Source organism: Methylocystis echinoides (genome assembly GCF_040687965.1).
Lineage (GTDB): Bacteria > Pseudomonadota > Alphaproteobacteria > Rhizobiales > Beijerinckiaceae > Methylocystis > Methylocystis echinoides_A.
Genome location: NZ_CP156084.1, coordinates 2905480 through 2927684 on the forward strand (window position 1 = coordinate 2905480; position 22205 = coordinate 2927684).

At 60.3% G+C, this 22205-nt stretch carries 18 protein-coding genes and 1 tRNA gene; 13 read left to right on the forward strand and 6 right to left on the reverse strand.

From position 1 onward, the window contains the following. The first annotated feature begins 30 nt into the window (after window positions 1-30). Genes kdpA through RVU70_RS14295 form a run of 5 tightly spaced genes read left to right on the forward strand, consistent with a single transcriptional unit; the run spans window position 31 to window position 7785 of the window. Window positions 31-1740, forward strand: coding sequence for a potassium-transporting ATPase subunit KdpA (gene kdpA, locus RVU70_RS14275; RefSeq protein ID WP_363347398.1), 1710 nt, complete (start codon window positions 31-33; stop codon window positions 1738-1740). A 10-nt stretch (window positions 1741-1750) separates the two neighbouring features. After that, entirely contained in the window at window positions 1751-3799 is a 2049-nt protein-coding gene (gene kdpB / locus RVU70_RS14280) for a potassium-transporting ATPase subunit KdpB (RefSeq protein ID WP_363347400.1), read from the forward strand. A gap of 11 nt (window positions 3800-3810) precedes the next feature. Continuing rightward, complete coding sequence (kdpC, locus tag RVU70_RS14285; RefSeq protein WP_363347403.1) at window positions 3811-4410, forward strand: potassium-transporting ATPase subunit KdpC; 600 nt, start codon at window positions 3811-3813, stop codon at window positions 4408-4410. Between the two features lie 19 nt (window positions 4411-4429). Beyond that, on the forward strand, window positions 4430-7108 hold the full coding sequence (locus RVU70_RS14290; RefSeq protein WP_363347405.1) for a sensor histidine kinase KdpD: 2679 nt from the start codon (window positions 4430-4432) through the stop codon (window positions 7106-7108). Beyond that, a complete protein-coding gene (locus RVU70_RS14295; RefSeq protein WP_363347407.1) occupies window positions 7105-7785 on the forward strand; it encodes a response regulator transcription factor in 681 nt (226 codons plus the stop codon). The genes RVU70_RS14290 and RVU70_RS14295 overlap by 4 nt, the downstream gene beginning before the upstream one ends. A gap of 98 nt (window positions 7786-7883) precedes the next feature. Here the strand turns inward: RVU70_RS14295 and RVU70_RS14300 are convergent, their stop codons facing one another. The 6 genes from RVU70_RS14300 to RVU70_RS14325 all read right to left on the reverse strand — a co-directional run bounded on the left by RVU70_RS14300 (window position 7884) and on the right by RVU70_RS14325 (window position 12312). After that, the gene (locus RVU70_RS14300; RefSeq protein WP_363347409.1) at window positions 7884-8294 is read right to left on the reverse strand and encodes a hypothetical protein; all 411 of its coding nucleotides are present in this window, start codon (window positions 8292-8294) and stop codon (window positions 7884-7886) included. Window positions 8295-8514: 220 nt separating this feature from the next. Then, the gene (locus RVU70_RS14305) at window positions 8515-8853 is read right to left on the reverse strand and encodes a hypothetical protein (protein WP_363347411.1); all 339 of its coding nucleotides are present in this window, start codon (window positions 8851-8853) and stop codon (window positions 8515-8517) included. 123 nt (window positions 8854-8976) lie between these two features. Then, entirely contained in the window at window positions 8977-9276 is a 300-nt protein-coding gene (locus RVU70_RS14310; protein ID WP_363347413.1) for a hypothetical protein, read from the reverse strand. Between the two features lie 253 nt (window positions 9277-9529). Continuing rightward, window positions 9530-10432: a glycosyltransferase family 2 protein gene (locus tag RVU70_RS14315; protein ID WP_363347415.1), complete on the reverse strand. Its 903-nt coding sequence runs from the start codon at window positions 10430-10432 to the stop codon at window positions 9530-9532. Between the two features lie 43 nt (window positions 10433-10475). Then, on the reverse strand, window positions 10476-11771 hold the full coding sequence (locus RVU70_RS14320) for an FAD-dependent oxidoreductase (RefSeq protein WP_363347417.1): 1296 nt from the start codon (window positions 11769-11771) through the stop codon (window positions 10476-10478). 471 nt (window positions 11772-12242) lie between these two features. Continuing rightward, a tRNA-Glu gene (locus tag RVU70_RS14325) sits at window positions 12243-12312 on the reverse strand. Between the two features lie 127 nt (window positions 12313-12439). On the opposite strand from RVU70_RS14325, the gene RVU70_RS14330 reads away from it, so the two are divergent. The 8 genes from RVU70_RS14330 (at window position 12440) to RVU70_RS14365 (ending at window position 22182) form a co-directional block, all read left to right on the forward strand. Then, window positions 12440-13702, forward strand: coding sequence for a site-specific integrase (locus RVU70_RS14330; RefSeq protein WP_363347419.1), 1263 nt, complete (start codon window positions 12440-12442; stop codon window positions 13700-13702). After that, complete coding sequence (locus tag RVU70_RS14335) at window positions 13699-14205, forward strand: hypothetical protein (RefSeq protein ID WP_363347421.1); 507 nt, start codon at window positions 13699-13701, stop codon at window positions 14203-14205. The genes RVU70_RS14330 and RVU70_RS14335 overlap by 4 nt, the downstream gene beginning before the upstream one ends. Before the next feature lie 420 nt (window positions 14206-14625). Beyond that, complete coding sequence (locus tag RVU70_RS14340; protein WP_363347423.1) at window positions 14626-15510, forward strand: hypothetical protein; 885 nt, start codon at window positions 14626-14628, stop codon at window positions 15508-15510. 280 nt (window positions 15511-15790) lie between these two features. After that, entirely contained in the window at window positions 15791-15979 is a 189-nt protein-coding gene (locus RVU70_RS14345; RefSeq protein WP_363347425.1) for a hypothetical protein, read from the forward strand. A gap of 143 nt (window positions 15980-16122) precedes the next feature. Beyond that, complete coding sequence (locus RVU70_RS14350) at window positions 16123-18912, forward strand: toprim domain-containing protein (protein WP_363347427.1); 2790 nt, start codon at window positions 16123-16125, stop codon at window positions 18910-18912. A gap of 741 nt (window positions 18913-19653) precedes the next feature. Further along, window positions 19654-20115 carry a hypothetical protein gene (locus RVU70_RS14355; RefSeq protein WP_363347429.1) on the forward strand — a complete coding sequence of 154 codons (462 nt, stop codon included), beginning with the start codon at window positions 19654-19656 and terminating at the stop codon, window positions 20113-20115. Further along, on the forward strand, window positions 20112-21572 hold the full coding sequence (locus RVU70_RS14360; RefSeq protein WP_363347431.1) for a hypothetical protein: 1461 nt from the start codon (window positions 20112-20114) through the stop codon (window positions 21570-21572). The genes RVU70_RS14355 and RVU70_RS14360 overlap by 4 nt, the downstream gene beginning before the upstream one ends. 31 nt (window positions 21573-21603) lie before the next feature. Next, entirely contained in the window at window positions 21604-22182 is a 579-nt protein-coding gene (locus RVU70_RS14365) for a hypothetical protein (protein WP_363347433.1), read from the forward strand. The last annotated feature ends 23 nt before the right edge of the window (window positions 22183-22205 follow it).

A 22205-nucleotide genomic window follows, 5' to 3' on the forward strand; every position in this document is an offset into this window, starting at 1 on the left:
TCGAAGGGCCGGCAGCGTCCGGCTGACGCCATGACTCTGATCGGATTGGCCCAGATCACCATTGTCCTTATTGCCGCCATCATGGCCGCAATTCCGCTTGGCGGCTATCTCGCTCGCGTTCTTGCGGGCGAAAGAACGTTGCTGTCTTCCCCACTGATCCCGGTGGAGAGAGTCTTTTACCGCATCGCCGGCGTCGATCCCGCGCAGGAGCAAGGCTGGTTCGCCTACACGCTCGCCATGCTGGCCTTCAGCATCATCGGCTTCGTCTCGCTATACGCCCTGCAACGGCTGCAGGGCGTTCTGCCGCTCAATCCGCAGGGCTTCGCCGGCGTCCCAGCCGACCTCGCCTTCAATACGTCTCTGAGCTTCATCACCAACACCAACTGGCAGAACTACGGCGGCGAGACGACGATGAGTCATCTCACGCAAATGCTCGGCCTGACGGTTCATAACTTTGTCTCGGCCGCGACGGGCCTCGCCGTGGCTTTCGCGCTCGTGCGCGGATTCGCGCGCTCCGAATCCGCGACCGTCGGCAATTTCTGGGTCGATCTCACGCGCGCGACGCTTTACGTGCTGCTGCCGCTCTCCATTGTCTTTGCGCTCGTCCTCGTCTCGCTTGGCGTGCCGCAGACTCTTGCGGGCTCCGTCGAAGCGACCACCCTCGAAGGGGCGAAGCAGATCATATCGATCGGGCCCGTCGCCAGTCAGGAGGCGATCAAGGAGCTTGGCACGAATGGCGGCGGCTTCTTCAACGCAAATGCGGCGCATCCTTTCGAGAACCCCAACGCCCTGTCCAACATGCTGGAGATCTTCGCGCTGCTTCTTGTTCCCTTCGCTTCGGTCTTCGCCTTCGGCAAGACCGTCCTGGATCCAAGGCAGGGACGCGCGATCGCGGTCACGATGGGTATCGTGCTCGTCGCCGGCGCGCTGATCGCCTATTGGGCGGAAGCCGCCGGCAATCCGCTTCTTACCGAGATCGGCGTCGATCCGTCGCCTGGAAACATGGAGGGCAAGGAAGTGCGTTTCGGCGTCGCAACCAGCGCGCTGTTCGCGGCGGCGACGACGGGCACGAGCACGGGCTCGGTCAACGCGATGCATGACAGCTTCACGCCGCTCGGCGGCCTCGTTCCGCTCTTCAACATCTTGCTGGGCTGCATCTCGCCGGGCGGCGACGGCGCCGGGCTCTACGGATTCCTCGTTCTCGCCGTGATTGCCGTTTTCGTCGCCGGGCTGATGGTCGGCCGGACGCCGGAATATCTCGGCAAGAAGATCGAGACGCGGGAGATGAAGCTCGCCATGCTTGCTGTGCTGATCTACCCGCTCACGGTGCTCGGTTTCACCGCCGCGTCGCTTATGCTGAAGACCGGCCTCGACAGCCTCGGCAACGCCGGACCGCACGGGCTTTCGGAAGTCCTGTACGCCTTCGCCTCGACCAACGCGAATAACGGCTCGGCCTTCGCGGGCCTCGCCGGCAATACGCCATGGTACAATACGACGCTCGGCGTCGCCATGTTCGTCGGGCGCTTCTTCTTCGTCGTGCCGGTTCTGGCGCTTGCAGGCTCCTTCGCCGCCAAGAAGAAGGCGCACGCTTCGGTCGGCACGTTTCCGACGCATGGGCCGCTCTTCGTCGGCCTGCTGCTCGGCGTCATCGTCATCCTCTACCTGCTGCAATATTTCCCGGCGCTCGCGCTCGGCCCCATCGTCGAGCATTTTCTCATGCACGCCGGCAAGAGCTTCTAAGGAGCCGATCATGTCTCCAAAAGTCGCCGCTCCCGGCCTGTTCGATCCCGACGTCGTCAAGCGCGCCTGCATCGACGCCTTCATCAAACTCGACCCGAGAAAGCTTTCGCGCAATCCCGTCATCTTCGTCACCGAGATCGTGTCCTTCGTCGTGACGGGCTTCTTCGTCCGCGATCTCCTCGCCCACAATGGCGTCGCCTTTTTCTCAGGCCAGATTGCGGCCTGGCTGTGGTTCACCGTTCTCTTCGCGAATTTCGCCGAGGCGGTCGCGGAAGGACGTGGCAAGGCGCAGGCGGACGCGCTGCGAAAAACGCGCTCCGACACCCACGCAAAACGGCTGATCGACCCGGAGGGCGCCGCCGGGATGAAGAAAGTCTATCAGGGAGTCTCCGCTCTCGAATTGAAGATCGGCGACATGGTTCTCGTCGAAGCGGGAGACCTTGTTCCAGGCGACGGCGAAGTCGTCGAAGGCTGCGCCTCGGTCAATGAATCGGCGATCACCGGCGAGTCCGCGCCCGTCATCCGCGAGGCTGGCGGCGACCGGTCGGCGGTGACGGGCGGCACAACCGTTCTATCCGACTGGATCAGGGTCAGGATCACGGCGGCGCCGGGCTCCACTTTCATTGACCAGATGATTGCGCTCGTGGAAGGCGCGCAACGGCAGAAGACGCCGAACGAGCTTGCTCTGTCGATCCTGCTGGCGGGCCTGACCATCGTATTCCTGATCGTCTGCGTCACGCTGTGGCCGTTGGCGCTCTATTCGGGAACGACCCTGTCGATCACGGTCCTGATCGCGCTGCTCGTCTGCCTGATCCCTACGACCATCGGCGGCTTGCTGTCGGCGATCGGTATCGCCGGCATGGACCGTCTCGTCCGCTTCAACGTCGTCGCCACTTCCGGACGCGCCGTAGAGGCTGCGGGCGACGTCGACACGCTGCTGCTCGACAAGACCGGCACCATCACCTTCGGCAATCGCATGGCAAACGAGTTCGTCCCCGTCGGCGGCGCGACCGATCAGGCCCTGGCGGAGGTGGTGCTGCTCGCCTCTCTTGCGGACGAGACGCCGGAAGGGCGTTCCATCGTCTCGCTCGCGACGTCGAGTTACGGCGTAGCGGCTCCGCCGCTCGGCGCGGAGGCGACGATCGTTCCCTTCTCGGCGCACACACGCGTTTCCGGCGTCGATTTGCCTCGCCGTTCGCTGCGCAAGGGGGCGGTGGACGCAATCGTCGGGCAGGCTGCGTCTGTCCCCGTTGATTTCGAACGGGCGGTCGAGCGCATTTCACGCTCGGGCGGAACGCCCCTGGCGGTCGCCGAGAACGGGCGCCTGCTCGGCGTGATCCATCTCAAGGACATTATTAAGCCGGACATCAAGGCCCGCTTCGCTGCGCTGCGGGCGATGGGAATCAAGACGGTGATGGTGACGGGCGACAATCCGATCACCGCGGCCGCCATCGCCGGCGAAGCAGGCGTCGACGATTTCATTGCGCAAGCGAAGCCTGAGGACAAGCTCGCCTATATCCGCAAGGAACAGCAGGGCGGGCGTCTCATCGCCATGTGCGGCGACGGCGCCAATGACGCGCCCGCGCTGGCGCAGGCCGATGTCGGCGTCGCGATGCAGACGGGCACGCAGGCGGCGCGGGAAGCGGGCAATATGGTCGACCTCGACAGCGATCCGACGAAGCTCATCGAGATCGTTCAGATCGGCAAGCAATTGCTCATGACGCGCGGCTCGCTGACCACCTTTTCGATCGCCAACGACGTCGCGAAATATTTTGCGATCATTCCGGCCCTGTTCGTGGTCGCATTTCCAGAACTCGACGCGCTCAACCTCATGAAGCTGGCCTCGCCCCAGTCGGCGATCCTCTCCGCCGTCATCTTCAATGCGCTCGTTATCGTCGCCCTGATACCGCTCGCCTTGAGGGGCGTCGAATACCGTCCCGTCGGCGCGGCCGCGCTCTTACGCCGCAATCTGCTCGTCTACGGGCTCGGCGGACTCGTGGTCCCCTTCGTCGGGATCAAGGCGATCGACCTGATCGTGTCCGCGCTTCATCTCGCCTGAGGAGGCTACCCATGTTGTCGCAATTTCGTCCCGCGATCTTCATGATCCTGCTGTTCACCGCCTTCACCGGCCTCGCTTATCCCCTGGCGATCGCCGCCATCGCCCAGCTCGCATTCGCGGTCCAGGCCAATGGCGGGCTGATCGAGCGCGACGGCAAGGTCGTCGGCTCGGCGCTCATCGGGCAGAACTTCGTCAGCGACCGGTATTTTCACGGACGCCCTTCCGCCACGCTCGGGAGCGATCCCGCAGATCCAGCCAAGATGGTCGAAGCGCCGTATAATGCGGCAAATTCCATGGGCTCCAATCTCGGGCCGACATCGAAGAAGCTTGTGGATCGCGTGAATGGGGCGATCGAAGCCGAATTCGCCGCAGGGCGAATTGGCATGGTTGCGGCGGACGCGGCCACGACCTCCGCCTCGGGTCTCGACCCGGACATCTCGCCGCAATACGCTCTGGCGCAAGTCGCCGCCGTCGCAAAGGCACGCGGCCTTGCCGAGGATCGTGTCCAGGCCCTTGTCGAAGCGCATTCTGACAACCGCATCTTCGGCGTCTTCGGAGAGCCGCGCGTGAATGTCCTAAAGCTGAACATGGCGCTGGACACGCTGAGATAACATCGGAGAAGCGTCGAGCTTGAGCCTCGGAGAGCGCCGCCCCGATCCTGACGCGCTCCTTGCCCTGACCGGCAAGGACGGACAGGGAAAGCTTCGCGTTTTTCTTGGCGCCGCGCCAGGCGTGGGCAAGACCTATGCGATGCTCGCGCGCGCCAGCGCGGCGCGCGCCAACGGGCAGGACGTCGTCATCGGGCTTGTCGAAACCCACGGCCGCAAAGAGACAGAGGCTTTGGTCGAGGGCCTCGAAATTCTGCCGAGGCGAAAGATCGCCTATCGCGGTCGCCTTATCGATGAATTCGACATCGACGCGGCTCTGGCGCGCAAGCCGCAGCTCATCGTCGTCGACGAACTCGCTCATACCAATGCGCCGGACAGCCGGCATCCCAAACGCTGGCAGGACGTCGAAGAGCTTCTGGACGCCGGCGTCGATGTCTGGACCGCGCTCAACATTCAGCATCTGGAAAGTCTCGCAGACGTCGTTTCGCGGATCACCGGCGTCGCGGTTCGCGAGACCGTGCCCGACCGCATCCTGCAAGGCGCCGACGTCATCGTCGTCGACATCACGCCGGACGAGCTTCTCCAGCGATTGCGGGAGGGGAAGGTCTATGTTCCCGAAACCGCACGACGGGCGACGCAGAATTTCTTCACCCCACGAAATCTGACGGCCCTGCGCGAACTCGCGCTGCGACGTACCGCCGAGCGCGTCGACGATCAGATGGTTGCGTTCCTGCGGCAAGGGGCCATTGAGGGGCCCTGGGCGACCGCCGAGCGGCTCCTCGTTTGCGTCGGGGCCGAAGGGTCTGAGGGCGTGGTGCGGGAGGCCGCCCGCCTCGCGAGCGCGCTCAACGCCTCCTGGGTCGCAGCCTTTGTCGAACGAACGGGGCATGAAGCGCAAACCGCCGAAGCCGTTCGGAAAGTGGATGACGCCCTGCGTCTGGCGGAAAGACTGGGCGCCGAGATCGCGCGGCTTTCCGGCGACGATCTCGCGGGGGAAATTCTGAAATTCGCGCGTCAGGAAAACATCACGCAGATCGTCCTCGGCCGATCCCGCACGGGTTTTCTGGGCAAGCTTTTCAGACGCTCGCTGCCGGACGAGATTGCTCGGCGCGCGAAGGACATCGCCGTGCTTCTCGCCGGCGTCGGCGAAGGCGCCCCGGCGCAGTTCGAATGGAAGCCGCCCAAGCCTTCTCAGCTCTCGGCGGACTTCGCCGCCGCCGCAGGGGCCGTTCTCCTTACCGTCGGCTTTGGCGTCTTGCTCGATCACTGGCTTCCGATCCCGAACATAGCGGTGATCTTTCTGCTGCCGGTGATGGTCTGCGCCATTTGGCTCGGCCTTTCGTCCGCGATCGCCGCCGCCGTCCTGTCGTTCTTCGCCTGCGACTTCTTCTTTGTGGAGCCGCGCTATGGTTTCGCCGTGTCGAAGCCGCAGGAGTTCATCGAACTTCTGGTTTCGCTTGCGGTCGCGACAGCCACAGGGATGCTCGCGAGCCGCATGCGCGAGCAATCCCACGCCATGCTGCGCAGAGCCGAAACAGCGCAATCCCTCTTCGATTTCTCGAGAAAACTGTCGGCCGCGACCAGTGAAGAAGATATTTTGTGGGCGACGATGACCCAGGTCCAGAAGGCGCTGGAGGCCCCGCGCGTCGTTCTCCTCGCGCCCGACGACGGCGAGCTTGCGATCTCTGCGTCATGGCCCCCGTTCGACCAACTCGACGCGGGCGAGGAAGGCGCGGCCAGATGGGCGCTGGAAAAGGGGGAGGCGGCCGGTTGGCGAACCGGCACCCTGCCCAACGTACGCTTCCAGTTTCGTCCGCTCGCAACCCCGCGAGGCGTCGTCGCCGTCTGCGGCGTCGAACCCAAGCGACGAGACGAGGCCTTCACCGGGCAGGAAGAGCGCATGCTGACCGCGCTTCTCGAACAGACCGCGATTGCTATTGACAGATCACGCCTCGTCGACGGCTCGATAAAGGCGGCGGCGCTGGCAGAGAATGAACGATTGCGCACCACCCTGCTCGCGTCGCTTTCGCACGATCTTCGCACGCCCCTCGCCTCGATCACCGCCGCGATCACGAGCCTTCGGAGCCTCGGAGAGAAGCTGCCCTCCGACGACCGCCGGGACCTCATGGCGTCGATCGAGGAGGAGGCCGCGCGGCTCGGCGGCTTCATCGCCAATTTGCTCGACATGACGCGCATAGAAGCGGGGGGCCTCGCACCCACCCGCGATCTCGTCAATGTCGCGGCTGCGGTTCGCACCGCCGTCGAGCGCGTCCGGAAAGCCTATCCGGAGCAGAAAACGGCGATCAGCGTCTCTCCCGACCTGCCTCCAATACGCGGCGACGCCAGCCTTCTGGGACAAGTCCTTTTCAACCTTCTGGATAATGCGCACAAATATGGCGGTCCAAGGGGCGTAATCGTACATGCGCGTCGGGAAGGGGCGGATGTGGTCATTACCGTCACGGATGAAGGGCCCGGCGTGAAGCCCGCGGATCTCGAACGCATCTTCGAGAAATTCTACCGCGGCGGGCGCACAGACGGGCGCAAGGCCGGCACGGGCCTCGGCCTCTCCATTTGTCGCGGGCTCGTGCAGGCGATGGGCGGAGAGATCGTCGCCCAGAGTCCCGCGATCCGCAGGCGCGGAACGAGAATTGTCATGCGTTTCCCGGCCGTCGAAGAAGCCCCGGGCGGAGCAAGGCCATGAGCGGCGAGAGGGTTCTCGTCGTAGACGACGAGCCGCAAATTCTGCGCGTGCTGCGCCCGGCATTGATCGCCTCGGGCTACCAGGTCGTCGGCGCCGCCACGGCTGCGGAAGCCTTCGCCGCATTGCGCGACGGCATGCCGGACATCGTCATCCTCGACCTGGGTCTTCCCGACATGGATGGAAAGGAAGCGCTTCGGAAAATGCGCATATTGACCAATACGCCCATCATCGTGCTGTCCGCGCGCGACCGGGAGACGGAAAAGGTCATGGCCCTCGACTTTGGCGCCGACGACTATGTCGAAAAGCCTTTCGGCATGGACGAATTGCTGGCCCGCATGCGCACGGCGCTCCGGCGCGCCCGCAGCGACGTCGAGCCCGAGCAAATCAACGTCGAGGAGCTCGTGATCGATGTCGGCAAGCGCCTCGTCCTCAAGAAAGGCAGGACGATAAAGCTCACGCCGAAAGAATTCGATCTGCTGATCTTCCTTGCTAGACGCGCCGGACGAGCCGTGTCGCAGCGAGAAATCCTGAAAGCCGTCTGGGGACCCGCTCATGAAAACGACGGCCAGTATTTGCGCGTCTTCGTGGGACAGCTGAGAGGAAAGATCGAGGACGACCCAGCGCATCCGCGCCTTCTGACAACGGAACCGGGTGTGGGATATCGGTTCGCAGGCTAAGCTGGAGTCGACGGGTCATGACCCCCGCTCAAGCATCGGCTTTGCTTGGGCGCCGAGGTGAAAGAGTTCCGAAAGCTACGGCAAGGCGCAACTGGTGCTCAGTGCGGTGCGGGAATCCCGGGCAGCCAGTCGACGCCGGCGGCGGAAAGCTTCTTCGGCGCGCCAAAGTAACCACGAACCTCGGGCGGAACACGCGCAAGTTTTTCGTTAACGAGGGTGATCGCTTGGGTGACGCTGCCCCTGACATCAAGCCCCGGCAGTTCAACCCATCCAGCTCCCAAGCACTCAGAAAGCAAGTCGAGTTCGTCGTGCTTGGCTTTATGAGTGAGTAGCTCCGCCAGAAGGTCTGCAGAGGGGATACCCAGCGCGCGTGCGAGGGCGTCGAGCGGCGACTCGCCTTTGCGCCATCTCCCAACGTAATGAGCTATAATTGCGTGCTTCGAGGCGCTCCACTCGCTGTCGATGTTGGGAGTTGGTCTGATTTGGTCCAAGCACCAGCGCGTCTGCATAGCGAGCCTGCCTATCTCAGATCTTGGTTCGCCCTTGGAAGACTTTATCGGCGACTAGCTGTCGATTCCATTGATTTTGAGTTGCAGCCAAGATTCGAAAATGACCTTCGGAAGGGCGACGTCATCTTCGGCGCGTCACAGCGATCCTCAAGGGGCCGCGCTCAGCCTGGAAGGTAACTAAGCGCAGCCGATCGCGCTGTTTATGTGAGCCGAAAACCGATTAAGGCCCGCCCAAGGACGGCATGGGGGGCAAGGATCGAATCGCCTGGCCAACACCTGCATAAGTCGACGCGCCCTGTTGGTTGACCGTCGCGCTATTACTCAGATTGCTGCCTGCCTTCCCGATGGCGACTTGTTGCACCCCGTAAAAGTCCACGGCGCTGTTCTGCGTGGTGCTATCTACGTTGTTCTGACCAAACGACACACCGGCTTTGGCGCTCAGAAGGGGATTGTTGCCGAAGTTGACGCCGATGAAGCTCGGCTTGACGCTGATGAAATTTTGCGCTTGCGCCTGAGCGGCTGCGATCGAGACAAGAACGGCAATTGTGAAATATCTCATCTTCTGCTCCTCGATTTTCCGCTGATACGCCGATTGCGACAGGCAGGACGCGCGCTCCCTCGAAGAGAAGACCGCGGCCGCCGTTGGCCGCGATCCTTTTCAAGCCAGGAGAGCAGCGACGTCTCATGGAGCGCCGAAGTTCAGCGGAACCTGCGCCTGGATAACGGTCGCCTTGTTGATGGCGTCGCCGCCCTTCGAAGTGTTGCCAATCGACTGATTGATGGTCGCTGACTGCGACAGATCGCCATGCCACTGGTTGACCGGGACCTGCGCTTGCACGACGAAAGCCTTGTTGAGCGCAAAGCCGCCCTTCGAGGTGTTGCCGATCGACTGATTCAGCGTGAGCGACTGGGTCAGATCGAGAGCAAATGCGAAGCTAGTGGAAAGAACCAGAGCCGCAGGAATAAGAAGGAGCTTCCTCATGAGTATTCTCCATACTTAATTGAAGCTGCCTTTTGGCGCTTCAGGTGAGGAAGTAGGCCGTGGCAAGCACACGCACAGGCGCCTCTTTGGATAGGTGTCCATAGGGGTTAAGTGCTATTACTTACAATCTCTGCGGTAGACCCTGCGAGGCTCAAGAGATCGTCGCGTCCGCATATCAAGAGGAACGCGAGTTCAAAGGCGCTTTCCGCGGATCGCGCAGATCGCGTCACTCGCAGGCGCTCAAAGGGGAATTTCAGGGTTTAGGATCGCCGGCAGATAACAGACGTAATGCTGCGGACTTAAGCGTAGATCGCGTGTTCTGTGGCAAGCGGTGGTACACTGTGATAATAGAAGCGATAAGCCATTTTTGATATCGGGGCAGGTCGCTTCGCCTGATCTCTCTCATCGTAGCTTTTCGAATCGCAGCATTTTGTTCTGAGCCGCAAGCCCACCGCTTGCTTAAGCTGCCTCTCTTGAAGAATTTCCAGCAAAGAACTTCTGGCGTACGGACAAAGTCTCCCAAAAGCGCCATATGAAGAAGCCAAGTATGGTCAGCAGAGTACTCCCCGCAATCGTTTGGCATGATGCCGCCAATGCGATGGAAAGCCTCAGCGCGGAAAAGGCCACGATTCGGGACCCACCAGTTCGCGCCTGTCAGAAACGCGGCTGCTCGCCTGATTGCGCCAGTCACGTTGGTCAAGCTGGTGAAAGCATAGATGCTGGAAGAGCCGTCAAGGTCTATTACCTCTACGTCGCTAAACGCAATGATCGCGTTCGGCCGGGCGGATAGCTCATGCGCCAGTCGCTCGACATATGTGGGCGCGACAACATCGTCGTGAAAAGCAAAGAACATCAGCTCGCCGTGGGCTTGCGCCATCAGGTCGTTGGAGTTCCGCAACCACCCCAAGTTCGAGTCGCGAGGCGCGACGCGCACGTTCGCTCGTGTGGCGGCAAAGCGCTCGACGATTTTCAGCGTCGAGTCAGTCGAACAATCGTCGCCGATGAGGATTTCGAGGTTCGGCCAAGTTTGGGCGGCTAGGCTGTCAAGGGTGCGCTGGATGAAGTCCTCTGCATTGTAACACGGGACGAGCGCCGTAACCTTCGGGCGCCACTCCATCTCGCCGACAGGGCCAGGCGCATTGCCGCCATCAGTCAATAGTCACCCCCTCAATCTGTCGATTGGCGCGCCTGGTTGCGCGTCAATTTCCTATAAGCTCCTGCGCCAAATTCCAAGCCAGCCAAGGCGCTGTCGAATATTTTCCAGTGTCTACCGAGTAGTAGCGCCCGCGCCTCAATATACCGAACCGGTCTCGCCTATGCAGCGTTGACCGCGGGTCTGCAAGCGAACCCCGGCCCTGAGCAAAAACGAAGCCTCCTTGAACGACGATCGTTTCAGCGGAATCGAAAATCTTGCTCGTCCAGGGCAAAAGCTCTCCCAAGGCTGCCCGCACCTTCGCAATCAACTCCTTCTGTTGCGAGGTGGTCCAGGGCTGCAGCGCCGGCGGGCTGATCTCGTTAGATTCAAAAATAAGACCGGCAGGATACCATGAAGCGTAAAAATCGCGTCCGTTATAGTTCTTAACGTCTCCGAAGGGGCCGAAAGCGACTACGACGCTAGGAAGGTCGAGATCATTTGGGGTCTGGATGAAAAGGGAATGTCGAAACCGATTTGACCATTGGTCTGGAGCCGGCGCCCCTGCCGTCAGATCAATTTCCAGCCGACCATGCCACAGCGCATTCACTACAATATCGAAGCGGTCATCGACATCCGGCGTTCCTCGAACGCGCCAAGGACCGTTTACCGAATCCACCGGAGTAGCCGCTTTAATGGCGATGCCGGGGCAAAAAGAAATGCGAGACTCATTCAAAAGTGCATCGCAAAGGCGATCCGCAATCCATCGCGTATCCACGGAGCGCTCTGGCGTGACAAAGCCCGCGGTCAGCAGGTCATCATTCGCAACATTGCCCACCTCCTTGCGAGACATGCGGCGGAAATTGGCGCGCGACACGTCGACCAGATACCGGCGAGAATCTGGATGTTCTCTAAGGAGCGCGCTAACGCCCTCGAAGGTTGCCGCGACTGCTTCCGGAGTGGCGACCGAGTCGCGATGTATAAGATAAATGTCGTCCTGCTCCGTGATTGCAGGGGAAATATCGGCGCCGATAAGCTTCGAAATCAACGGTCCGAAATTTAAGCCCCCTGGAATGACGCGGCGAGCCGTATCCAAGGAGGGGTCAGCGCCGTACAAATAGCCGAGGTGGATTTTTCCTTCGTTCCACCGGCTGGCCCCCGCAAGCGGCACGTTCTCCCTATCGAAAAGAGATACTCTAAAACCGTGCCTGGCCAAAAAGAGCGCTAGACTTGCGCCCATAATTCCTGCGCCAAGGATAGCAACCCGGCGCCCTCCTCCCTCAGTAGACCTCATGCTAGAGCTTTCTAAATTGCGGTCAGTCACAGGTAGCGAGAGGCCTCGCTGCAACTTCTTGCTTTGCATCTCCTAGCACTTGTAAACGAAGCGAACCAGTTGAACTACGACGCTGAGAACGCTCTCATCGAAGAACGTCGCCAATGCGCGGGGCTATCAGGCGGGCCAAGTGCGCCGTCGCGGCAGGATGCGGTCGCTTGTCCAAGAGGCGAGGCTTTATATGCCCCTCCGAGCAAGGAATGCATCAAGTGGACGCGTCGTTATCACCCATCGGACGGTTTCGGCCATAAGCGTTGCGTTCACTGGAGATAAGCGGGAGCGGTAGCTTTACGCGGATTGAGGACGCCTGCCTTCGAAGGGCGTGCGGCCTGGCCGCAACACAGGGCGAGGGACTGGCGGGGCGTAACGGCGGGTAAGGCTGCTCAGCTGACGGCGCAAGAGTGGGCCCTGTGCGCGCCTGTCCAACAACGCCTTTTCCGTAAATTCTCCGTATGGGGAGCCGGAATTCGTGCGGCGAAGGCGGCAAAGGGCTGATTTTACTGGCGCTCCCTAGGGGACTCGAACCCCTGTTTTCGCCGTGAGAGGGCGTTGTCGGCGTCCATTGAGATCCATCCTTATGCAATATAAGACATTGATGTTACTTCGATATATTCGTGATGGCTCCAATCCCGCCCGCCCTTGTTTAGGGCTGTGTAGGTGCGTATATTACACAAAATTACACAGCGGAGCCCGCTACAGTGGCGAACAAGACGAAGGCCGTGCGCCTCGACAGCAAAAGCGAGCGCGCTAAGCTCGCGCCGCGCGGCGTGCCCTATTACGCCTCGATAGGGCGGGACCTGCATCTCGGCTATCGAAAGGGCACGAAAGGCGGGGTTTGGGTTGCACGGCGTCGCGTTGCTGGAAAGTATATGGGCGAGACCCTCGCCGACGCCGACGACATTCACCCGGCCAACGGAAAAACAATCCTAAGCTGGACAGAGGCGCAAGACGCCGCCCGGCGGTGGGCAGGCGGCGACGACGCCTTTGCGGCAGAACCGGGCGCGCCGTTATCCGTGGCGCAGGCGGTCGAGGATTACCTTAAATTCCTCGAAGCCCACCGCAAAAGCGCCGCTACCGCCCGCAACCGGGCGAAGAACGACATCGTTCCGCCGCTCGGCCATCGCCGGGTAGACAGCTTGACCGCAAAAGATTTGCGAGACTGGCTCTCGGCGCTCGCCGCCCGTCCGCGGCTGACGAGAGGCAAAAAAGGCCAACCCGCCCGCGCCTTGGCCTGCCCAGAAACTGAAGAAGAGATACGGCGGCGGCGGTCCACCGCGAACCGAACACTCACGATTTTAAAAGCGGCGCTCAACTATGCGTTTGCCGAAGGGCGCGTCGCCAACGACACGGCCTGGCGCGCAGTAAAGCCGTTTCGGGAAGCCGACACCGCCAAAGTCCATTTCCTCACGCCCGAGGAAGCTGCGCGCCTCGTAGCGGCTTGCGAACCGGGCTTCGCCGAGCTTGTGCAAGGCGCTCTTCTGACCGGCCTGCGATACGGCGAACTGACGAGGCTGCGCTGCGGCGATTTTACCCCCACTGCGAACCGGCTGACGGTTGGCAAATCTAAATCGGGCAAGCCGCGCCACGTCGCGCTGACCGGTGAGGGCCGGTCTTTCTTCTCTCAGCTGGCCGCAGGGCGGCCGCTACGAGATGTGATGTTCCTGCGGCCGAATGGCGCGCCTTGGGGAGCGTCTCACCAAGCCCGTCCGCTGGCTCGCGCATGCGAGCGCGCTATGATTGATCCTCCGGCCACGTTCCACATTTTACGTCACACTTACGCTTCTGCTTTGGCTCAATCTGGCGCGCCGTTGGGTGTCATCGCGGCCCAGCTGGGGCACGCCAACGTGCGCATGACCACGCGGCACTACGCGCATTTGTCCGACGATTACATTGCTGAGACAGTTCGGGAAAAGCTACCGACGTTCGGCTTCAACAGAGAAGACCAAGAGGGCGCATCATGACTAAGCGCCAGTTGCCGATTATCTACGATGAAGACGAATTCGCGTCGCCCAGTCAAATCTTGAATAGCCTATATTCGTTCGGTCATCTCGAAAACGTCGAAAGTCCAGAATGCGCCCCGTGGCTGGAAATGTGCATAGCCGTTGACATCGGGCGCGACTTCCAGCCGCTACTTGAACTTCTGCAATCGGGGCGACAGGTTCCTGCGGCAGCCATGCCGTATGTGCGGGACCTTTTCGAACGGCATGGATTGATTAGCGGCGTCCGAGGAGATAAGCGCCGCACGCCACTCTATGAGCTGACCTATAAAGAAGTTTCACTCTTGCTGGCATGCGATGAGGTGAAAGAATTGGTTGAAGACGGAATGAACGCCGATGAGGCTATTGATCTTGTAGCGAAACAAAGAGACCTGAGTGCTGAGACTATGACTGCGGCTTACAAGGGCAAGCTTGGCGCAATGCAACGGATGAGAGCGCGCCTTAAACGGCGGAAGATGTCCTCATAAAAGCGTCTCAGCGCACCACGCGTTGTAATGAGGAGCCGCCCTTTGGGCGGCTCTCTTTACGCTGAGCGCCGTGATTTTCAGTTGTGCCTCTGCCGCCCACATAACCTTCTTTTCTTGGCGGTTTCGACGCCTAAAAATTGTGTCTACTAGGAAGGTCCAGTGACGTTCAACCGAACCCACGAGGACCAAAATGACAGAGCTGCTATGCGCCTTTTCCATTGCCCAATTCTGCAAGGCGCACGGGATTAGTAGGGGCACTTTCTACAACTTAGCCGCTCAAGGACTTGCCCCGCGCGAAATGCGCGTCGGCAGCCGTGTGCTGATTACCGTTGAGAGCGCCGCCGATTGGCGAAAGGCCATGGAGCGCCGTGCAGACGACAGCAAAGCTGCTATGGCTCACGCGGTCAGGGGGGGTGGCAAATGACCCCCAACGGCATTTATCACCCTAGCCCTATAAAGCGCCATCGAGCCACGAAAGACGAGGTAGAGACCCGTCGCGACCGCCTCTATGAGATCGTCCGCGACGGGCGACCGATGACCGTCCGCCAAGTCTTCTATCAGGCGACTGTCCAGGGTTTCATTGAGAAGACCGAGGCCGGATATCAGAAGGTCCAGACCGATCTCACCATCATGCGACGCGCGGGTCGCCTCCCTTATAACTGGCTCGCCGATAATACCCGCTGGCAGCGCCGTCCTAAGACCTTCGACTCTGTGGCCGACGCGTTGGTCGAGACGGCGCGCCTCTATCGCAAGAGTCTGTGGTCAAGTGCTGACTGCTACGCTGAAATCTGGCTCGAAAAGGACGCCCTGTCCGGTGTCATTTTACCAGTGACCGCCGAGTATGATGTGCCGCTCATGGTCGCACGTGGCTATGCCAGCCTTTCGTTCCTCCATAGCGCCGCCGAGCAAATCGCCGACCTAGATATTCCGGCATACATCTATCACCTTGGCGACTATGACCCGTCTGGCGTCAACGCAGGCGAAAAGATCGAACAAACTCTCCGCGAGCTTGCGCCTGACGCCGACATTTACTTCGAGCGCCTAGCTGTCACACCTGATCAAATCCGTGATTGGAACCTTCCCACGCGCCCGACGAAGATGACAGACACGCGCGCCAAGCGCCATGGTGACATCAGCGTCGAACTTGACGCCATTGATCCGAATATGCTGCGCGAGCTTGTTCGCGAGGCTATCGAACGGCACCTTCCCGCCGATGAACTGGCAGTCCTCAAAGCCGCTGAAGAGAGTGAGCGGGAGCACTTCATGGAACTCGCCGCCATGCTTGCCGGGAATGCGGAGGAATGACCGTTTATCAAGCTAGCCCGATAAGTTCGCCAGGCCCGGCGCGAGGCCGTCGCCGTGCATGCTTTGCACGCCTCTCGCCAGGACTGCTTCTGTTCAAGGTGGATCATCGGCTTCGACACCCGCGCCACGGCCGTTGGTATTGGCGCGCCGTCTGCGACGGTTGCGAGCCGCTCCCACGAGACGAGGTTCTCGCCGGGTTCGAGCGGCGCATGGCGGTCGAATGTCCAGGCGTGCGCCGCGTCGCGCCGCCGGACGACGCCGCGTAACAGGGGAGAGAGCAATGTTGGACACGCCAACCAAAACGACACGGACCGAGACCAAGCGACCGCCGCCGCGCTTCGCGATTGATAAGTTCGCGGCGCTGATCGTGGAACGCTTCAACAGCCAAAAAGAAATCGACGACGCCATCGCGCTGGCGCGGGCGTTCTGCTCGTCGCTTGCAACCGCGCTCTCGAATGCGCGGAAGTGACGTGCGCTTTTCGACGAGCGACTCAGACCGTCGCGGAGCAGCGCCGATGTGAGAGCCCCCAAAAATCGCCCCGGCGCATAGCGCCGTATCGAGAACAAGCACGCGCCCTTCGCAATTCGGCGAGCGGCGGACAGGATCAAAAGATGACTGAGGAACTGCACCCAGAGCACCCGCAGGATGAGCCGCACAAGGAGAGTGGATACGGCGGCACTGGCAATGGCCACACGACGCTATCGGTTGAGGAAGCCTTCGCCGCCGCGATTGAAGCTAAATTGGAATATGGGCCGGACGAAATCATTGCGGATGGCGAAATCCATCGTTTTGGCGAGAGCGGCGAATGGGGCAAACAACCCGGCTGGTATGTCCTCCACGCCGACGATCCGCAGCCCTTTGGCATGTTCGGTGACTGGCGCACGGGCGAGAAATACCCATGGCGCGGGCAAGAGACGCGCCCGCTGACGCCAGAGGAACGCGCGGAGCGTGATAGGCAGCGCGCCGAGCGCAATAGCGAAGAGGCTAAGAAGCAACGCGCGGCGGCGCGCGAGGCTGAAAAGATTCATCGCAAGGGGCAGGAGTATTACGGCGACGCGCTTTTCGCCAAATTCCCATATTTCAGAAGGAAAAATGTGCAAGCGCACAGTGGAGTCGCTCAAATTGACGTGAACAAAATCGCGATCCCAATCTATGATCACGAAGATGCTCGCACGACTCTAGTCTCGCTGCAATATATAACGGCCACAGGCGACAAACGCTTTCTTCCAGATGGCAAAATCAAAGGTTGCTGGTTCGAGATTGGCTTACGGCAATCACCGAATAGAAACTTGATTGTGGTTGTCGAAGGCTACGCGACCGGCGCGACGATCCATGAAACGAGCGGTCTTCCTGTGATCGTTGCGTTCAATGCGGGAAACCTCGAAGCCGTAGCGAAGAAGATCGCAGCGAAATATCCGAACGCGTTGATAATCATCGCGGGCGACGATGATTACAAAACCGAACTTAAACTTAGGAATAACACCGGCGTGGAAAGCGCGAAAGCAGCCGCCAAAGCCGTTGGCGGCGTGGCGGTTTTCCCGCCCTTCGACCGCGCTAAGGACGGCGACGAGCCGAGCGACTGGAATGATCTAGCGACGCTGATCGGCAAGGATAAGCTCGCCGAGATCTTCCGGCAGACGGTCGAAGAGGCGAAGCAGCATCGCGAGGATGATCCGCCGCCCGCGCCGCCGCCTCCGCCGCGCGATCTGCTTCCGCCGCCGCCTGATGACGCTCCGCCTCCCCCTCCTGGCGATCAGACGCCGCCTGACGATCCAGACGGCAAGGCGACCATCTATATCAGCGCCGACATGGATGTAGATCTTATCGCCTGCGCCAAGGCGCTGATTGAATCACGTCGAGTGGAAATCTTCCAACGCGGCGGATCTCTCGTCATGCGGGGTATCATTAAAGGGAAGAGCCACACCGGAGCAGAGTTGCACGACGATGCGATTATTACCCATTGCACCGAAAGCCTGCGCGTCGTGCTGGCGGCGGCGGCCGACTTTTATCGGCTCGGCAAGAAAGGCTTTTATGTCAAATGTTATCCGCCCCTGAATTTGGCGGCGGCGCTGGCGAAGTGTTCGCCGCTGATCGGGCATTTTCCGATCTTGCGCGGTCTGACGAGCATTCCAATCATCCGCGCCGATGGCACCATATTGGACAAGCCCGGCTATGATCCGGCGACCGGCATATACTACGATCCGAAAGGGATCGACTTCGGCGACATGCCCCATGACGCCACCATGGCGGACGCCGAAACCGCTTTGCAGAAGCTAGAGGTGCTGATCAAAGACTTCCCGTTCAAGGATGAAGCGTCTCGATCCGTGGCGCTCGCGCGCATCCTCACAGGAGTGGCGCGCAGCGCCATGAAGGTCGCGATGATGTTTTTGTATGATGCGCCTGCACCGCGCACAGGCAAGAGCAAGCTGAATGATATCGCCAGCATGATCATTTCTGGGCATGAAGCGCCAGTGATCAGCGCCACAGATGATAAGGATGAGCGCGCAAAGCAGCTTGTCTCTGCGCTTAGGGGCGGCTCTCAAACCATAACGCTCGATAATCTGCCGAACGGCGAAGCGTTAGAGAGTGAGCTACTGTGCCAAATGCTGACGCAGGAACGCGTCGAGGTCCGAGCATTCTGCACAAACGACAAGATGATTGTCCTGCCTAACATCGCAACTGTTGTCGCGAACGGCAATAATATTGGGGTCGGCGCTGACATGACTGAGCGCACATGCCTGTGCCGCCTCGACGCCAAGATGGAATTCCCCGGCGAACGCAAGTTTGATTTCGATCCGGTTGAAGTCGTCCGCGCCGATCGGGCGAAATATGTGCGCCTCTGCCTTACAGTCCTACGGGCCCATGCGCTCGCCGGTTATCCGAAGTCAGATGAACTTTCACCTGTCGGCGGCTTCGAGGAGTGGAGCAAGTTCGTGCGCGCTGGGCTTGCATGGCTCAATCGCGCTGATCCATGTGAGTCGATGAAAGCCATCAGAGAGAGTGATCCGCAGAGAGGCAGTTTGGAAACAATTATGGAGCACTGGCATAAGGCTTTCGGCATAAGTCCAAAGACCGCAGCGGACGCGATCAAATATGCCGAGGATATGGCGAAAGGCGAATATAAGGACGAAGGCGGGAGCAGGGAGACCGTTCGCGAAGCCAATGGAGAATTCCTTGCTGCAATATCAGAAGTGGCGGCAGGCACACGCGGCGGTGTCAGTCCCGTCTCGTTTGGGAAATGGTTGAAGAAGAATGTCGGCGTGGTGATTGGCGACCTTCGTTTTTATTCACCGCCGCAAGGGAAACATAAGGGCAGCGGCAAGGTGTATCACTTGGTCACGATTAAGGAGGAGGATGAGATTCGCGCTCACGGATATGGGGGCCATGATGGCCTTATGTGATCCGGGGGGGGGGAGGGGGGAGGCAGGAAGCACGACCTTTGGCGTTTGTTTTTTGCCGACTCAGCCAAAAAAGACTGGAGCTTGTCGCTTGGGGGGATGGGTAGATTTAGGGGGACGCCCTACCCGCCCCGCGAGAAAAAACATACTGCAGTGCAGCATAAACTTAGGGTAGCAGGGGCGTAACACCACCCCAAATCGCCCCATCCCCCCAATTGGCTTTCAGCGTTATCTCGGGTGTGTCGTCGCATCAGATCGCGAGCAAACAGAGACGCTCGCCTTATGGTTTTTTCTCGCTCTCGCCGAGCCGCCCGCCGCCACCTGCGCGCGAGTCGTCGAAAGACGAAAGCTGAGTAGGCTTCGCGGTGTCAGCTGATACCCGGCGAGACTACCGCGCGGGCCAATTGGCCCACATTGATGAGCGCGGCAATGAGCGCGGCGTCCATGTCCGATAACACCCGCTTATCGGACATAACTAATCCCGGTAACGCCTTGAATCATAAAGTGCTTGCCGCTGGTTGACTCTCATTATCACTTAGTAGCGCCTAAAAACCTACCCAAAACCTACCCGTTTCCAACCCTCGATGTGGTGATTTGTTACCTCACAAAACTGGCCGCCTTGCCGTCGAGCCTTGTGGTAATTAGATACCATTTCATCCCAGCATATCGGGCAGATGCATGTCGGATTTTCAAACTGCCATCGCACCAACAGCGTCGCAACGCTCAAAGATCACGAATGCGCGTATGCGCCCGCGCATTGGTTCGCGCGCCCTCTTGATGGAAACGGACGGCCGCACGGCATGGGCGCGCCGCTACAAGGACCTTGTGGCGCTCCTGATCGACGACCTTGGGGGCATGGCGGGCCTAACCGAATTGAAGCTCGGTCTGATCCGCCGGGCCGCGACCCTGATGCTCTCTTGCGAGAGGCTCGAAACCGATATCGCGGAAGGCCGCGAAGTGGATCTTGATTTATTGGGCCGCCTCATCGGCCACGTGCGCCGCGTCGCCGAAACGCTCGGTCTCGACCGCGCCGTAAAAGACGTAACGCCCTCGCTCGCCGATATCGTCGCCAACTCGGCCAACCCACATCACAACGCCGCCAGAAAGGCCGCTTGTGCGCCGAGACAACCCGCTACCGTCATTGAGGCGGAACCGGCCCAGGCGCTCCACGGCGCTCCTGAGCCCATTGCGGAGGCAGGGAAATGACGCCGCTTGTCGATCTACGCTTTGCGCTCGAAAGCGAGCATCTACTTGGCCGCGTTATGGGCGGCGTTTCCCGCGAGGCAATGCGCGCCGTGCTACTCGCGTCACAAGGCGAAGAACTGACGGAATCCGAAGGCGAGCACTACCGCAAACTGACGTCACGCGACGCCTCGCCGACCGAGCCGGTTTCCGAGCTTCACATTTTCGCAGGCAGGCGGTCGGGCAAAAGCTCCGGCTGCGCGGCGCTTGCCGTCTACGCGGCTGCTCTCTGCGATTACAGCGACCGCCTGTCTCCCGGCGAGCGCGGCGTCGTCTTGCTGATCGCCGAAAATCAGAAGCAAGCCAAGATCCTGCTTAACTACATCGTCGGCATTTTCGATAGCTCGCCCGCGCTCTCGAAGCTGATCGTCGGTCGCACCCAAACGAGCTTGTCGCTCAATAATCGTATCGACATTGAAGTTAGATCAGCTGACTTTCGCGGGCTGCGCGGCCTCACGCTCATTTGCGCTATCGGCGACGAAATCTGTCACTGGCGCAGCGACTACAGCAGCAACCCGGCAGAGGAAATCATCATCGCCGTGCGCCCCGGTCTGATCACGACCGGCGGGCAGCTAATCACGATTGGAAGCCCCTACAGCAAGACTGGCTTCGGCTATAACACATGGCGCAAGCATTTCGGTCCGCACGGCGAAGACCCGCAGGTTCTCGTCGCCAATGGTGCGACCCTCGACTTCAACAGCACGATCCCACAACGCGAAATCGACCGCGCCATCAAGGATGATCCGGCAGCAGCGCAAAGCGAATGGTTGGGCCAGTGGAGGCAGGATGTTGAAGCCTTCATTTCGCGCGAAGTTGTCGAAGCTTGCGTCATCCCCAATCGTTTCGAACTGCCGAAGACGCCATTGGCATATTACCACGCGTTCTGCGACCCGAGCGGCGGCAGTGGCGACGATATGGCGCTCGCCATCGCGCACCGTGAAAACAATGTCGTGGTCCTCGACGTTCTGCGCACGATCAAACCGCCGTTCAATCCCGACGAGGCGACATACGAGTTTGCCCAAATCCTAAAAGCTTATGGCTGCATGTCTGTGCTAGGCGACCGCTATGGCGGCGAATGGCCTTCACAGCGTTTCAGCGCGCATGGGATCAACTACGTTCATTCCGAGAAAACCAAGAATGAGATTTATGTGCAGGCGCTCCCTCTTCTCATGGGCCAGCGTTGTGAGTTGCTCGACTCACAGAAGCTTATCTCGCAGCTCTCGTCGCTTGAACGCAAATGCTCTCGCGGCGGGCGTCAATCAATCGACCATCCGCCTTCGGGGCATGACGACGCGGCGAACGCCGCTTGTGGGGCATTGGCGTTGGCTGGCGGTTGGGCCGACGACTTCAATCTCGATGAATATGTCCGCGCATATGGAACAGACGACATCGTCCGAAGATGGGAAGCAGGAGAACGATAACGCAGCTTCCCAAAATTGAAAGGTAAATGCAATGACTCTCGACACGCTCAAACACGTTCGTGCAATGCAGGAAACGAGTATGGCGCTCGAATCCCAACTCCGCGACGCAGGCGCTTACACCCGCGACTGCGCCAGAGTGTATGACGCCATCGCTCGCGGCCACAAGAGCGGAATCGCTTTGCTTTGGGGCGCGGATGGAAAGATGGAAATCGTCGATTTGAACGGGGGCAGTAAGCATGTGTCCGTAACCGACGAAGGCGAGCATGTGACCATCGAAACGAACTTCGAGGGCTGGCACAACCCCGGCCGCGAAGAGAAGCGCCGCGACGATACCAGTAAGATCACCACAGAAGCGGGCGAAGCGCCGTATCGTCAAGTGGCGGGCGAGGAATTCGCCAAGGGCTCAGCGCGTTCGCATGAACGCGAGAACGCGACCAAGGGGCGTTTCGAGCCGCAGACTCACGCCGCCGATAAAGCACTCGCCGTGCGCCTTGCCGAAAAACGCAAACAGATGACCGCTGACGCCAAGCGTTTTACCGCCGAGCAATATGCCCGGAACGAACGCATCGCCGCCGCCATGAAAGAGCGCAGTGCACAGATTCATCGTTGACAAAGGCTGGCTTACAATCGGGC